The 15168-nt window shown below is 51.4% G+C and carries 14 protein-coding genes; 7 read left to right on the plus strand and 7 right to left on the minus strand.

What is annotated here, in order from left to right; all coding sequences use genetic code 11:
• Positions 1 to 2 precede the first annotated feature (2 nt).
• Positions 3 to 686 (minus strand): helix-turn-helix transcriptional regulator, encoded by a 684-nt coding sequence (locus ACP15Y_RS03540; RefSeq protein ID WP_424981620.1) that lies wholly within the window; start codon positions 684 to 686, stop codon positions 3 to 5.
• 110 nt (positions 687 to 796) lie between these two features.
• Here ACP15Y_RS03540 and ACP15Y_RS03545 point away from each other — a divergent pair, with 110 nt between their 5' ends.
• Complete coding sequence (locus ACP15Y_RS03545; RefSeq protein ID WP_424981621.1) at positions 797 to 1192, plus strand: RidA family protein; 396 nt, start codon at positions 797 to 799, stop codon at positions 1190 to 1192.
• Between the two features lie 161 nt (positions 1193 to 1353).
• On the opposite strand, the gene ACP15Y_RS03550 is transcribed toward ACP15Y_RS03545, so the two are convergent.
• Both ACP15Y_RS03550 and ACP15Y_RS03555 read right to left on the minus strand, forming a co-directional pair.
• Positions 1354 to 2058 carry a hypothetical protein gene (locus tag ACP15Y_RS03550; RefSeq protein ID WP_424981622.1) on the minus strand — a complete coding sequence of 235 codons (705 nt, stop codon included), beginning with the start codon at positions 2056 to 2058 and terminating at the stop codon, positions 1354 to 1356.
• 68 nt (positions 2059 to 2126) lie between these two features.
• A complete protein-coding gene (locus ACP15Y_RS03555; protein ID WP_424981623.1) occupies positions 2127 to 4220 on the minus strand; it encodes a molybdopterin-containing oxidoreductase family protein in 2094 nt (697 codons plus the stop codon).
• 77 nt (positions 4221 to 4297) lie between these two features.
• Here ACP15Y_RS03555 and ACP15Y_RS03560 point away from each other — a divergent pair, with 77 nt between their 5' ends.
• Positions 4298 to 4663 (plus strand): VOC family protein, encoded by a 366-nt coding sequence (locus ACP15Y_RS03560; RefSeq protein ID WP_424981624.1) that lies wholly within the window; start codon positions 4298 to 4300, stop codon positions 4661 to 4663.
• 49 nt (positions 4664 to 4712) lie between these two features.
• On the opposite strand, the gene ndk is transcribed toward ACP15Y_RS03560, so the two are convergent.
• Positions 4713 to 5135: a nucleoside-diphosphate kinase gene (gene ndk / locus ACP15Y_RS03565; protein WP_424981625.1), complete on the minus strand. Its 423-nt coding sequence runs from the start codon at positions 5133 to 5135 to the stop codon at positions 4713 to 4715.
• Between the two features lie 117 nt (positions 5136 to 5252).
• The gene (locus ACP15Y_RS03570; protein ID WP_424981626.1) at positions 5253 to 5678 is read right to left on the minus strand and encodes a hypothetical protein; all 426 of its coding nucleotides are present in this window, start codon (positions 5676 to 5678) and stop codon (positions 5253 to 5255) included.
• Positions 5679 to 5813: 135 nt separating this feature from the next.
• Between ACP15Y_RS03570 and ACP15Y_RS03575 the strand changes: the two genes are divergently transcribed.
• Together ACP15Y_RS03575 and ACP15Y_RS03580 are read left to right on the plus strand one after the other, a co-directional pair.
• Positions 5814 to 7700, plus strand: a complete 1887-nt coding sequence (locus tag ACP15Y_RS03575; protein ID WP_424981627.1) for an ABC-F family ATP-binding cassette domain-containing protein — start codon at positions 5814 to 5816, stop codon at positions 7698 to 7700.
• Positions 7701 to 7710: 10 nt separating this feature from the next.
• Positions 7711 to 8508 carry a DUF4344 domain-containing metallopeptidase gene (locus ACP15Y_RS03580; protein WP_424981628.1) on the plus strand — a complete coding sequence of 266 codons (798 nt, stop codon included), beginning with the start codon at positions 7711 to 7713 and terminating at the stop codon, positions 8506 to 8508.
• 3 nt (positions 8509 to 8511) lie between these two features.
• Here the strand turns inward: ACP15Y_RS03580 and ACP15Y_RS03585 are convergent, their stop codons facing one another.
• Positions 8512 to 8970 (minus strand): DNA polymerase III subunit chi, encoded by a 459-nt coding sequence (locus ACP15Y_RS03585; RefSeq protein WP_424981629.1) that lies wholly within the window; start codon positions 8968 to 8970, stop codon positions 8512 to 8514.
• Between the two features lie 25 nt (positions 8971 to 8995).
• Positions 8996 to 10483: a leucyl aminopeptidase gene (locus tag ACP15Y_RS03590; RefSeq protein ID WP_424981630.1), complete on the minus strand. Its 1488-nt coding sequence runs from the start codon at positions 10481 to 10483 to the stop codon at positions 8996 to 8998.
• Between the two features lie 179 nt (positions 10484 to 10662).
• Here ACP15Y_RS03590 and ACP15Y_RS03595 point away from each other — a divergent pair, with 179 nt between their 5' ends.
• From ACP15Y_RS03595 to ACP15Y_RS03605, 3 genes are read left to right on the plus strand one after another with little or no spacing between them, the layout of a single operon-like run.
• Entirely contained in the window at positions 10663 to 11760 is a 1098-nt protein-coding gene (locus ACP15Y_RS03595; protein WP_424981631.1) for an LptF/LptG family permease, read from the plus strand.
• Entirely contained in the window at positions 11757 to 12833 is a 1077-nt protein-coding gene (locus tag ACP15Y_RS03600; protein ID WP_424981632.1) for an LptF/LptG family permease, read from the plus strand. Before ACP15Y_RS03595 ends, ACP15Y_RS03600 begins: the two co-directional genes overlap by 4 nt.
• The gene (locus ACP15Y_RS03605) at positions 12830 to 15136 is read left to right on the plus strand and encodes an LPS-assembly protein LptD (RefSeq protein ID WP_424981633.1); all 2307 of its coding nucleotides are present in this window, start codon (positions 12830 to 12832) and stop codon (positions 15134 to 15136) included. Before ACP15Y_RS03600 ends, ACP15Y_RS03605 begins: the two co-directional genes overlap by 4 nt.
• The last annotated feature ends 32 nt before the right edge of the window (positions 15137 to 15168 follow it).

The raw sequence follows: 15168 nt of genomic DNA on the forward strand, positions 1-15168 counted from the left end.
GCTCAGCACACACCATCTTGCGCCTTGTAGGCGGTGAGATTTTTTGTAGGGTCATCCTCAAACTGTTCACCTGCATCCTGCATATTGCTGATGCGGTCTAAGCGGAAATTTCGGAAATTATCCCTTTTTTCGCACCATGCCGCCAACAGCCAAACCGGCCCGCAATAGATTAAAGCCAAGGGCCGCAAGGTGCGCTTAGAGCTTTGCTGCGCTTCATTGGTATAGTCGATGATGATTTTGCACCGTTTGCGAATGGCCTCGCGAAGGTCCGAAAAGCTAATCACCCACGGCACGTCCGCTTGGTTGGGCATGGAATAGGTGGTGATCTGCTCCAACTCGCCCTGCAAATCTTTTGGCAAAACGGCGCGTATCTTTTCGAGCGCACATTCAGCATTTTGGGCCAAATGCGCGTCTGTCCATTGCGCGGCCATGCTCAAGCCAAGCCCAAGCGCTTCCAGTTCTTCCACGTCAAAGGCGATGGGCGGCATATAATAGCTTTTGTCGATCAAATAGCCGATGCCCGCCTCCCCCACAATGGGCGTGCCATTGGCCGCCAAATCCTGAATATCGCGATAAACCGTGCGGGTGCACACCTCAAATTCTTCGGCAATTTGCTGCGCGGTAACGGCGCGCCGTCGACTGCGTAAAAAGTGCACCAGTTTAATCAAGCGATCTGCCCGCCGCATAATTCTTCCTTTTTATCAGGCTTACGACATCTCTACTGACACCATGCTGTCAGCAGACTGTCGCTACGGTCCTCTCATTATAGGCAAGCTTTTTGAAAGTGATAATGAAAATGGAACGAAACGCTGTGAACCCGTGGCCCTGGTCACTTCAACTCGGCTACAATCAAGCTGAACTGATTGAAGGCACGAGCCGACAATTGATTTGCGCAGGCCAAACTGCTGTTGATGGCGAAGGCCGCCTACAACATGCAGGCGATATGCGCCAGCAAATCGCCTTGGCCCTCGACAATTTGGAAGAAGTTTTAAAAGCCGCCGACATGAACCTCGGCCACGTCATCCGCCTGACCATCTATGCCACCGATGTAGATGAAGCCTTGAAGAACTTTGACCTACTGGGCCAAAAGTTCGGCCCCTTCAACAATGCCCCACCCATGACCCTCCTCGGCGTCACACGGCTGGCCATGCCTGAATTGATGTTTGAGATTGAGGCTACGGCTGCGACGTAAATCTGGATCAAGTAACGAGATTTAAGGGCGGCGTTATTCACGCCGACCCTGCTAGAGCCTTACAATTACATTCTTAAATTCACACCGGATCTAAACAAATTGTTGCTGCTCGAAGCATTTTAGATACTTAAGCACTCTATTTTACAATTCATACCACCTCACTAATAGCTAGCAGTTCTTTTGATCTCGTAATCGACCATGTTTTTCAGGCCTATGGCAACTCGGGATAGCATGTCCCAATGCTCTCTAGATACCTTTTCATTCTCATCACTTCGCAAAATTCCCAGCACCTTTACCAGTTCATCCGACTGATCATTGACCATCTTAAGCACAGACTGATGGTGTTCTCTTTCAGCTTCCAGCCCCTTTTTCACTTGCTCTGGAGATGCACCAATCTCTGTAAAACCAGCCAAAATGTTTTCTAACTCATCAATCGTGCGCTGCAGTTCAGCACATCTGCTGGTTAGCTCTTCGTACTCAGCGTTTCCGCTTTTAATGCTTGCGAGTTTCCATTCTTCAGACGCAAGTTCTATTTCTTTGCCCACCTCGTGTCTGCGGTGCTCCAATCGAAGATCAACACGCCAATTTTTGACTTTTCGATTGGTAAATTCCAAAGCTGCGGCAAGCCAAGGCATCACGAGCAGCAGAAAAGCTGCAAAAAGCGTGGGCGCGAACAGTCCATTCCAAAAATCCAGCGAATTCCAAAATTGCGCGATGCGCACTTCCGCTTTTTCCTCTGAGAAAAACAAAAGAAAAATTCGGTTCCAATTCGTGGCGAGCCACGTCAGAATAAATGTGCCATATATTGGATTACGCAGGCGATCTGCCATCGCGGAAGAAACAGGTTCAAGAAATTTCAAAGGCATAAACTCCCCCAAAGTATATTGCCTGATGGTACAGCCAAACACTTCGGGCGCAAGTCTAAATCACCCTTCTACCCTAGCGATGGCTTCACCCAAACCGCACAATCATGAAACGCAGCGCCACCGAACGGAGGCACTGGATCGGAGCCGATTAAAGTGTTGATTCCTTTGCCGCCTTTATGGGCCTTGTTTTTAAACAGACTTTCGGCGATCAGCACGCCACGTTGCATGCCGTCGAAGATTTTGGCTTTGAGAACCACTTCGCCGCGTTTGTTGCCGACGGTGACGTAATCATCTTCATTGATGTTAAGCGCTGCGGCATCGTCTGGGTGGACGAACACGGTGGGTTCCGGGTGGCGTTTTTGCGAACCGGGGGTTTCGGTGAAGCTGGTGTTGAGGAAGGCACGGGCTGGGCTGGTGGCCAGGCGGAACGGATGCGCCGCGTCGCAGGCTTCGATGGTTTCCCAATGGTCGGCGAATTTGGGCAGAATGGCCGGGTCGCAGACAAATTCTACTGCTTTGCGCTCTTGCGTGGCAGGCCAGTCTGGCGCGAATTTGAAGCGGCCATCGTCCCAAGCAAAGCCATCGCGATAATGAGCGTCGGCCACTGTATCGGCGCGGTCGATATAACCTTCTTCGGCCACCTCGTTCAGCGAGCCAAAGCCGGACTTTTGGAACGTTTCGTCGATCAGTTCGCGATCTTCCATTTCAAAGGCTGCACCCTTGGCGTTCAGCCGTTTGGCTAGTTCCTTGAACAGCCAATGGTTGGAGCGGGTTTCGCCCGGCCCCTCTTGGATTTTTGGCCCATAAAGAATGCGGGTGTGGCCGCCGCGGGTGTAAAAGTCCTCATGCTCGGTGAACATGGTGGCGGGCAGCACAATGTCGGCCAGTTCGGCTGTGTCGGTCATAAATTGCTCATGCACCACCACAAACAGATCGTCGCGCTTAAAGCCTTGGCGCACCAGTTCCTGATCTGGTGTCACCACAGCCGGGTTGCAGTTTTGGATCAGCATGGCTTTCACGGGTGGGCCGTTTTTCAATGCCTTTTGATCGCCCGTCAAGATGGGGCCAAGCTCGCACATATCCAGCAAGCGCTGGGGCTTGGTGGCCAAGTCCGATCCGGTGATCAGGCTTTTGTCGATGCCCCATGTGCCTGAGTTGGAGTGGAACGCCCCGCCCCCTTCATATTGCCATGCGCCCAGCATGGCGGGCACGCACAGCGCGGCGTGCATGGCGGTGGCACCATTGCGCTGGCGGGTGAAGCCATAGCCCAGCCGGAAGAAAGCGCGTGGGTTATTGCCCAGCAAAGCGGCCAGCTCTTCGATCTGCGCCACGTCCAGTCCGGTGATCTCCGCGGCGCGCTCGGGCGTCCAGCTTTCAAGATGTGATTCAAACTCGGGTGAGAAGTCTGTGTATTTGCTCATATATTCGCGATCGGCTTTGCCATCGCGCAGCAAAATATGCATCAAAGCGCAGGCCAATGCCCCGTCGGTGCCGGGCTTTAAAAGCACGCCCATATCGGCCTGTTGCATGGTGGCGGTGCGGTAAATATCGACCACCACGATTTTAGCCCCCCGCTCCTTGCGGGCCTTCATGGCATGGGTCATCACATTGACCTGGGTGTGCACCGGGTTGGTGCCCCAAATCACGATCACGTCCGATTGCGCCATTTCTTCCGGGTTCACACCCTGCAAGCGGCCTATGCCCGCCACATAGCCGGCCCATGAGATCATGGAGCAGATGGTGCCATATTGCCGGGAGTAGTTTTTGGCGTTGCGCAGGCGGTCAATCCCGTCGCGCATCACATAGCCCATGGTGCCCGCATAATAATAAGGCCACACGCTTTCTGCGCCGAACTCGTCTTCGGCGGCGAGGAATTTTTCGGCCACAATATCCAGCGCTTCATCCCATGAGATACGCTCGAACTTGCCGTCGCCTTTCGCCCCCACCCGCTTCAGCGGATACAGCAAGCGATCTGGATGGTGCGTGCGCTCCGCATATCGGGCCACTTTTTCGCAGATCACGCCTGCCGTGTATGGATCATCCTTCGCCCCGCGCACCCGGCCCATGGTGCCATCTTCCAAAACCTCCACATCCAGCGCGCAGGTGGATGGGCAATCGTGAGGACAGACGGTGCGTTCAACTTTAAGGACAGATTTTTTCATGGGACTAAAGGGGCTATTTTTGGTTGCTGATTTGCGGCACAATTTAGTGCAGTTCAGCACATAAGCAAGGAGAGAATATGCTCAAGCAACCAAGATATGTGATTGCGGTGAAAGACCTTGCAAAATCCAGCCTGTTTTATCGCGATAAGCTCGGCTTTGAGGTGATTGAAATTGAGGATAAGGGCTGGCGTTTTTTCGTGCGCGACAATGTCACCATCATGGCGGGCGATTGCCCCGATGAAATGGCCGCGGCCGAGACGGGCGATCATTCCTATATGGCCTATATTGTTGCGGATTATGTAGATGCGCTTTTTGCCGAATATGGGGGCAATGGCGTGGAGATTATCAAGCCCTTGCGCGATGAGGCGCATGGCATGCGCGAATTTGGCATTCGCACCCTTGATGGGCACCGCCTTATGTTTGGCCAATCCATCAGCGCATAAAAAAAGGGCCGCCGAAGCGACCCTAAATTCATCACGAAATGGATGGCGATTAGCCAACGATTTCGTCGTCAGAGAAGAAATATTTGATTTCTTCCGCAGCAGTTTCTGGTGCGTCTGAACCGTGCACTGAGTTTTCGCCGATTGAAAGCGCGAACTCTTTACGGATTGTGCCTTCAGCAGCTTCTGCTGGGTTTGTTGCGCCCATAACTTCGCGGTTTTTGGCGATGGCGTCTTCGCCTTCCAACACCTGCACAACAACTGGCTCAGAAATCATGAAGTCAACCAATTCACCAAAGAAAGGACGCTCTTTGTGCACAGCGTAGAAGCCTTCAGCCTGCTCGCGTGTCATGTGAATGCGCTTAGATGCAACGATGCGCAAGCCAGCTTCTTCAAACTTGGCGATGATTTTGCCAGTCAAGTTGCGCTTTGTGGCATCAGGTTTAATGATAGAAAATGTACGTTCCAAAGCCATTGAAATACCCTTATTTTGCTTTGTGGGATGTGGCCTGCGTTTTATAGACCTTATCGGGATATGACAAGCACCAAGATCATTTAGCTGTGACAAGCATATGACAGGGGCAATTTGCCCCTATTCAATCAGCAATTCTTGGGATTCGATCACTTGGCCTTCTTGGTCCTTCACTTGAAAGCGCAGGCGCTCCAAATCTTTTGGCCCATCGAACCACACTTCCATATTGAGCGGCTTGATCGCCATGGTGCACACGCCCCCCTCAATTTGCACAGTGAAGGTCAGGTCCGCCACAAAGCGGCCTACGTCTAGCGTGTGGCCCGCCAAGTTCCAGCAACCATTGGGGGCGAAATACATATATTCAAAATTGATTTGGTCGGTGCCCACGCGTTTCACCATGGGGATATTTTCACGCGTAAGCCCTAAAGATGGTTTGGTGTTAAAATGCGGTTTTTGCGGCCCAGTGTTGACGGTTTGCGCCATCGCAGCTAAGGGTTGTGCAAAAATCAAAAGCAAAGACAGTATAATGGATTCCGGCAGTTTCATTCGAAGACCTGTTTGAAAATTTCAATGCACCCCAAATGTTGGTGACGCGCATTTTTGCGCCTCCGTTTGGCGTGTGCTTTTCAAACTAATCTCGAATAATGAACAAAATTAGGCCGTTCGAAAGCTGCTGAAATCATGCTGAAAATTACGAATTTAAATTACTCTATTGAAGGTCGCTCGCTGTTTGAAAATGCGAGTCTCACCCTGCCCGCTGGCTCGAAAGCCGGTTTTGTGGGCCGCAATGGCTCGGGCAAAACCACTCTCTTCCGCTTGTTAAAAGGCGAAATTCCCACAGATTCTGGCGATATTGAAATTCATCACCGCGCAAAAATGGGTTCTGTGGCGCAGGAAGCGCCTGCCACCCAAGATAGCGTGATGGATATTGTGCTGGAAGCTGACAAGGAACGCCTTCAGCTTTTAGAAGAAGCGGAGACCGTGACCGATCCGATGCGCATTGGCGAGGTTCACACCCGCTTGGCCGAAATTGAGGCGCATTCTGCCGAAGCGCGGGCCAGTTCGATTTTAAAAGGTTTGGGCTTTGACCAAACCAAACAATCTGAGCCGTGCGCCAATCTATCCGGCGGGTGGCGCATGCGTGTGTCGCTCGCGGGTGTGTTGTTTTCCAAGCCTGATCTGTTGCTGCTCGATGAGCCGACCAACTATTTGGACCTTGAAGGCACATTGTGGCTAGAGCGCTATTTGGCAAACTATCCCTATACGGTCTTTATGATCTCGCACGACCGGGACTTGCTCAACAAGGCGGTCAATTCCATCGTGCATCTGGAGCGCGGTGGTCTTAGCTTTTACCGCGGCGCATATGATCAGTTTGAGGAAAATCGCCGCTTGCAGATGGACATCAACAACAAGCAGCGTGAAAAGCAGCTTGAGCAGATCGCCCATATGCAAAGCTTTGTGGATCGGTTCCGGGCGAAAGCGACCAAAGCAAAGCAAGCTCAATCTCGCCTGAAACGGATTGAGAAGATCAAGCCTGTGGAAGCACTGTTCGACGAACATGTGGCCCCCTTCACCTTCCCGCAGCCTAAGCGTGCTGTTTCGGCCCCCATTATCGATATGGAAATGGCGGCAACCGGATATGAAGAAGGTACGCCAATCCTCAGCCGCATCAGTGGCCGCATTGATCCTGAAGATCGCATTGCGCTTGTGGGCATCAATGGCAATGGTAAGTCCACTTTCGCCAAATTGCTGGCAGGTGAACTGAAGCTGATGGATGGCCGCCTCACCAAAGCACGTAAGCTTGAGGTGGCGCATTTCGCACAGCACCAAATGGATATGCTCAAGCCAAAGCAAACGCCCTTGGAGCATGTTGAACCGCTTATGCCTTATGACAGTGAGGCGAAACGGAGGGCACGTGTTGCCCAAATGGGCCTCACCACCTCGCGCATGGACACGTTGGCAGAAAATCTTTCTGGTGGCGAGAAAGCGCGGCTTTTGATGGGCTTGGTCACCTTTAACGGCCCGAACCTTTTGATCTTGGACGAACCGACCAACCATTTGGACATTGATAGTCGCGATGCGTTGGTGCAGGCGCTCAATGAATATGAAGGTGCGGTGCTGATCATTTCTCACGATCGGCATTTGATCGAAGCAACGGTGGACCAGCTTTGGATTGCCAAAGATGGCACCATCTCCGTGTGCGATTATGATCTTGAGACCTATCAACGGTCCCTCACCGGCACGCGCGACAAGCCAGAGCCGAACAAGGCCAACAGCCCTGCGGACAAGAAAAAAGATCGCAAGATTGCTGCCGAAAAACGCGCCCAGCTTGCGCCCTTACGCAAGGAAATCAAACAGTTAGAATCTAAGGTTGAAAAACTGAATCAAGAATTGTCCAAAACCGACAAGGCTTTGGAAGACCCTGATTTATTTCAAAAAGATCCGGATAAGGCTGTCCAATTGGGCAAAGATCGGGCAGATTTGGCCAAAGATATCGAAACAGTTGAAGAGCTTTGGCTGGAGAAGCTGGCAACTTTAGAAGAGGCACAAGACGAGCTTGGCCTCTAGCGGGGGAAGTATGAAACGTTTTGTGTTGGGCCTATTGATCTTGTTGGGGGCGGCAATCGCCCCCGCATTGGCGCAAGATCTCACTGACGAACAATATGATGAAGCGGTGGAGTTTGCGCAAAACAATACACGTTTTGTGCTTTATCACGAGTTTGGCCATTTGGTGATTGCTCAGTTTGGCTTGCCTATTTTGGGCAAGGAAGAAGATGCAGCGGATAATATCGCCTCTGTCATCCTGCTCAGTGAACGCGACGAAGAATATGACAATATCCTGTTCGACGCGGCCGATGGTTGGTATCTGTCCGACATTTCCAACACCGAAGATTTCGAGGAAGCTGATTTTTACGACAGCCACAGCCTAGACATCCAGCGCTCCTATCAAATTGTTTGCCTCATGGCAGGCCAGAGCATGGAAACATTCGGTGAGTTTGCAGCTGAATATGGGTTGGATGAAGACCGGATTGATCTGTGTGCCGCCGATTATGAGCAGTTGGAGCAATCTTGGGCTGTGATGACAGAGTCCTTCATCAATCCAATGCGCGGTGAAGGTTATACCGCCAAGATTATCTATGACGAGCCGAACGCTGAAACTGAACTTTCAGCCGCCCTCATCAAAGAGTCCGGCATGATGGAAGAATTGCAGCAACGCTTTGCCGACAATCTGCCCGAAGAAACCACATTCCGCGCCACATCATGCGATGAGCAAAACGCCTATTATGACCCGGAAAAGTCAGAAATCGTCATGTGTTACGAGCTGACGGACCTGTTTCTTGATCTGGTGATCGAGGATATTTTGGCGGAGGAATAGGCGTTACGCCTTTTTCACCCAACGGCCATTGGGCTCTTGCTGCCAATAAGTCAGTTCATGGTCCTTTGACAGGGCTTTCCAGGCTTGCCGGGCGCGGGTTACCGCGTCTGGATCATGGCCATTGAACATAAACACAACACGTTCATAGCCTTCAGCCTTTTCGGGCACCGCCCCTTCCACAAAAAAGCGGATTTGGGCGCTGTTGGGGTTTTCATCATTGTCAGCAATCAGAACCGGCATTTCCGCCAGCTCTTCAAGTTCCACCTGATCAGATAGCACCATGTGCGGCAAAAAGCTCTCGGCCCGAAATGTCCATAGTGCTTCATCCAGCGCTGGCATTTTCGCGGCGTTGGCGCATTGCACCATGGCACGCCAGCCCCGTTCCAATGTCTTTTCAAGCAAAACAGGCAGCACCGCTTCAAGCGGCTTTTGTTCTAAATGATAGAACAGAATTTCTGTCATGCTGCCTGCTCCTTTAGGTTTGACCCTATTCGTAGTGATTGCGAACCATTTGGTCGAGCAAATAAACGCCAAAACCAGTTGCCCAGCTTTTATTTACTGCTGTCGCAGGCGCGCCCATAGCGGTGGACAAGTCCAAGTGCGCCCATTTGGTTTCGCCAACAAAGCGTTTCAAGAATTGTGCCGCAGTGATCGCGCCAGCCCAACGGCCGCCAATATTTTTCATGTCAGCATTCTTGCTGTCGATCAGCTTGTCATAGGCTGGGCCCATGGGGAACCGCCATACTTTTTCGTTGGTTTCCAATCCTGCCGCCGTGATGTGTTCAGCCAGTCGATCATCATTGGAAAACAGACCGGCATGTTCGTTGCCCAAAGCCACTAGATTGGCGCCCGTCAATGTCGCCAGATTGACCATGAATTTTGGTTTAAAGGTTTCTTTGGTGTACCAAAGCGCATCAGCCAACACCAAGCGACCTTCCGCATCAGTGTTCAACACTTCGATGGTTTGGCCAGACATGGATGTGACGATATCGCCCGGACGCTGCGCGTTAGCATCCAACATGTTTTCGACCAAGCCAATTACGCCAATCACATTGATTTTCGGCTTGCGCAACGAAATGGTTTTCATCAGGCCAGCAACAGCACCTGCCCCGCCCATGTCGCCCTTCATGTCTTCCATGCCACCTGCTGGCTTAATGGAGAGGCCGCCGCTGTCGAACACCACGCCTTTGCCAACAAAGGCCACAGGTGCTTCATCTTTCGCGCCGCCATTCCATTTCATGATCGCCAAACGTGGGGGACGTACGGAACCTTGTGCTACGCCCAATAGCGCGCCCATGCCCAGCTTTTTCATTTGAGCTTCATCTAAAAGCTCAACTTCCATGCCGTCTTTTTCAAGTCCGTTCACCGCATCGGCAAACTCCAATGTGCCCAAAATGTTGGCGGGCTCGTTCACCAAGTCACGGGCGAAGATTGTACCTTCTGTCACGCAATCACGGTCTTTATGCGCTGCTTCAGCGTCTTTGGCGTAGCTGGTCTCTAGCGTGACTTCGATTTCGCTGGCGCGGTCATCATCTTTGTTTTTCGTTTTATATTTATCGAAGCGGTAGTGGCTAAGCTTTAGCCCTGCCGCCGCTTCTGCCACACTTGCAGCATCAAAAATCTCATCATCCAACACCACCCGTGTGGTGTTGCCTGGCCGACTGCTAAGCTGGTCGATCAATTTGCCGCCAAATGCTGCAAATTCGTGTTTAGGGCTGTCTTTGGCCAAGCCATCAGTGCCTGCAACCAAAAGCAAATCAGCATCGGTATTTTGCGGTGCCAAAACTGGCAGATAAGAACCGCTCTTGCCCTTAAACTTTGCCGCTTCGGCTAGTTTCTTCAGGTCGAGACCTGTTTTTTCCCAGATGGCTTTGCCATTGGCAGTCAGGTCGAAATCCGCATTTGTGGTAATCACGATATTTTTGCCAGTGCCTTTGCCATGTTCGGCAATAGCAATTGTCAATGTTTGACCCATAGTCCCTATCCCAGTTTATTGAAGTGGTGCGCGGCTGCGCAGAATTTGATTTTCACTTAAATTGCTTCAGTTCGCGCGAAAGTGCAACCAACAGTAAAAATATTTTGATGGATAAATTATGGTCTCACAGCAGAATAATTAGGTGGTGACAAACGCCAAGCTGTGGCAAAAGTTCACTTATGGGATTGCTGACTCGCTACATACTTAAAAAATATCTTATTGCGGCAGCAGGCATCGCTTTTTTGCTGTGCTTTTTGGGCTGGCTGATCCAATTGCTAAGGGCGGTGGATTTGGTCACCAATAAGGGCCAAGGCCTCGGCGCTATGGTCTATCAATCCTTTTTAAGCCTGCCTGATATCCTCAACATTGTCCTGTTTCTTTGTGTTGCACTTGGCATTTCACGCACAGTGCGCGCGCTTCAATTGTCTAAAGAGATATTTCCCATTTATGCGGGTGTGGGCCTTAAGCCGCTCATTCGCTCTTGGCTATTGTTTATGGCCATCACGGTATCGCTTGGCCTGTCACTTTCTCATTTTGTAGTGCCAACAGCACGATATTTCGTCGCGCTTCAAAGCGATCAGATCAATGCAGACTTGGTGGCCAACTCATCTCGTCCTGGCCGTTTTACGTCCATCAGCTCTGGCCTGACCATGATGATCCGCGAGCGCGCGCCAGATGGAACTGGCCTTGGCTTTTTTGTTTACGACACCCGCGACCCGCTGCGGTCTCAAACGATTGTGGCCGAAGAATCTCAATTGGCTCAAATCGATGGCGTTCTCACGGTGCGACTGCGGCGCGGTTCCATTCAATATTACACATATGAAACCCACAAAATGTCAGGGTTAGAGTTTGAGACCTACTCGCTCGCCCTTTCAGACCTGTCGGGCAGCCAATCGGCGGCATCGGTCACGCCCAACACCGCAGCACTTCTGCGGCAGCTATCGGCAGGTGAGCTATCCAAACGCGACAATGTGGACTTGCATTCGCGCAACGCGTCAGCGCTTTACATTTTGTCCATGGGATTACTGGCGTTTTTCATGGTGTCACGCCCCAACACAATGCGCAGCAAATCTCGCATCAGCGTCGACTTTGTTGTGATGACCATCGCCGTGATCGTTAAGGTCACCGGCACTGGCGCAGAACAGTTTATATTCAGGTCGCCTGCCCTTTGGCCACTGATCTATGCGCCACCGCTTTTGCCAATCCTTCTGGCGCTGCCCATGATAATTCGGCAAGGCTTGTTCTCGAAATTCTCGAGCGTACGAGGTGCCGCATGACCCTGATTGGCCTGCATGTCAGCATCAAAATTTGCAAAGCCATCCTTATGGTGATGAGCCTGTTTTTCGCCCTAGTTGGGCTCATCGAGATCGTTGAGTTTGGCAGCGGCGCTGGCACCAACATCATGACGCATCCTTTGACCACGCTTTCTTCTGCTGCGCTCACAGCCGCAGTGTGGAGCATGGATTTGCTGCCCATTTCGTTTGTGATTGGCGGCGTTATCGCGATTAGTGATTTACAAAACCACCGCGAGCTCATTGTCGCCAAAGCATCAGGCATTTCGATTTGGGGCATTTTACGTGCCCCCCTCATTTTTGCCATTTTGGTCGGGCTTTGCGTCAGCTACGCATTGGACCCCCTCGTTCTTCGCCTCAACGATATTGTTGATGCCCGCGTGAAGGCGCAATCGTCTGCAACCGGCACGTTGGATCGTCGGTCTGGCTGGCTCGAGCAATCCTATGATGGGGGCCGCTATATCATCAAAGCAGATGAAATCCTGAACACGGGTGATGCCATGAATGGCGTCAATGTGTTTATGTTGGGCGGCCAAAATGGTGACAATCGTCAAATCGTGGCCGAACAGGCGCGGTATGAGAATTTTGAATGGCGTTTTTTCGACGGTATCATCAGCGAACCCGGCAATCCTGTTCAACAATTTGAGCAATTTACCCTGCCCACCAATTTTAGCGCCGCGCAGTTGCGCCTTCAGGTTGGGTCGATCTCCCGCATGTCGATTTTTGAGTTGAAATCGCAACTGCGTGGTAAAACCGTCACAACCCCAGCCGAATATACCGCACAAATGCGAATGCGGCGGCTTGAAGCCTTGCCAATTGTTCTTGTTGGTACTTTATTAATTGCGTTTGCATTTACATCGGGTTATTCACGGCTGGGCACGTCTGGCACTCACATAATTTACGGAATTTTGTTAGGGTTTGTCGTGTATATTTTGACGAAACTTGCCGACCGCGCCGGAGAATCTGGCAATATAAATGCACTGTTGGCAGCATGGGGACCTGCAATTGTAGCGATTGTGATTGGCACAACCGTTCTGTTGCGGAAGGAAGATGGATGAGCGTGACGCGTAATTGCACGCATAAGGGGAAGTTTAAGTCTGCGTTGCTGGGCCTTGGGTTGCTGGCGACCTGCGCTTTTGTGCCAGCAGCTATGGCACAACAAACTCAACTTCTTCCATCTGATTATTTCGCGGGCCAAGCCCTATCCACCAGCAGTGATCTCAAAGTTTCCGCGCAAACGCTTACCGTTTTGCCTGCGCAGGATTTGATCGTCGCCACAGGCGATGTTGAATTGTCTGCCGAAGGCTACCTGATCCGAGCGCAGCGTGTTGTTTACAATAAGCGCACGCGTGAAGTTGAATTGTTGGGCGATGTGGCTGTTCGGGACCCGGATGGTCTTGTTTATGTCGCAGACAAAGCCAACCTTACTGGTGACTTCCGCCAAGGTTTCCTTGAAAATCTGATTTTTCAAGACGAGGCAGGCTACTGGCTTTCCGCCGCAGAGGCTGAGATCAAACCTAATCGTAGCCTTGACCTAAATGATGCGGATATCACCCCTTGTGGCACCTGCGTTGATGAGAATGGCCGTGAGATTGGTTGGCGCATTAAGGCTGTGCGCATTGTGCGCAACACCGAAGAGAAAACCATTTATTTCGAGCGCCCTTCCATGGTGTTCGCCGGCTTTCCCATTGCCACCATCCCCTATTTAACGATCCCTGATCCATCGCTCACCGATTTTGACGAGATATTTAGAGCACGTCTCTCCTATTCGAAAGAACTGGGTGTTGGCATCGCTTATCCGGGCTTTATTCTGCACGACCCGCGGACAAATCTGACACTGACACCAACAATCTTCACCAACCAAGGCGTGCTGGGTCAGTTGGATTGGTCACATTCCACAAAGGTGACGTCTGTTAAGGTCAGTGGATATGGCATTTATCAGTTCAACCCATCCGCCTTTTCCGGCAAGTTGGGCGACCGAAATTTCCGTGGTGCTGTGCAAGCTAAAACCACTTACACGCCAACTGAGCATCTAACCATTGGTGGCGCCTATACGCTGTTTTCTGATCGCTCATTCCTCAAAGACTATGATGTTGGCGATCGCGAAGGTGATTATGCCGTCAATCGCGTTTATGGCACTTATCTTGAAGATGACAGCTATCTAGACGCGCGGATTGAGCAATATGTTGGCTTAGGTGAAAATGGCGCAACCAATGAGGCACGCCAAGCGCTGATCGTGCCGAAAATTGAAGCCAATCATGTGCAAGAGCTTGCCAATGATTGGGGCGAAGTTCGGCTTTCTGGTAAGCTCATTCATTTGGAGCGCAACACTGATCACAGCAAAATGGTTGGCGGCACCGAACATGTTTTGGGCTTTGAGGGCGCAAAGTCGCACCTATCGCTTGAAGCAGGCTGGACAAATCAATGGGTCGCCCCCGGCGGTTTGCTGATCGCTCCTTATTTGGGCGTGCGTGGAGATTTTGTACAATATGATGGTGGCAGCTCCCATGGTGCTGCACCAGCCGCAGAATTAGTTTATAGCGCTACACCCATTGCCGCCTTGGATGTGAGTTGGCCCTTAGTCGGCACTGATAGTTCAGGCACCAAACATTATTTTGCGCCACGTTTGCAAATTGTGTCGCGCGGCGGCCCCACCAACACTGGGATCACCAATGATGATGCCCAGAGCTTTGTGTTTGATGACAGTAATCTCTTCAGTTTCAATCGGTTCTCCGGTGAAGACCGTCAGGACAGTGGTACCCGCGTCGCCATTGGCGCGCAATATAATGCCGATTTCGGCAATGGTCGCTGGGTTGATATTGTGGTGGGCCAATCATACCAAATTGGCGGCACCAACGCGATGGCTGTGGCTAATCCAAACCAAACAGGTCTTGGCAGCGGTGCTGACGTGTCCCCCGCCTACATCGTTGCAGGCATCCAAGGCGCGCCGTTGGATGGGGTGACTTTGGGCGCCAAAACTCTTGTTGATCCGCAAAATGGCCGCGTTGCACGTGGTTCAATTGCGGGCAGATATAGCGCTGATATTTTCAGTGCCGGCGCGTTTTACAGCTACGCCCATCAAAGCGTTTCGCCTGGCGCCACCCAGGATCGGCATGAAGTCGGTGGCGATGTGCGCATCAATATCGATGATTATTGGAGCGTTGGTGTCTATTCAAACTATGATCTGGCAGATCAGAGCTTTGTCAGCTATGGCGGTGATTTGAGCTATGATGACGGTTATTTGGGCGGCTCCGTCTATTACAACCGATCTTCAGCCAACACCCTCGACCCCCAAGACACCATTGGGGCTAAGCTAAAGCTGAAAATGATCGGCGATTACGCCTATGATCATGATTTTTAATGTTGAAACCCTAGTCAAACTCAAAAAATAGC

This window comes from Maritalea sp. S77 (genome assembly GCF_049801075.1).
GTDB lineage: Bacteria > Pseudomonadota > Alphaproteobacteria > Rhizobiales > Devosiaceae > Maritalea.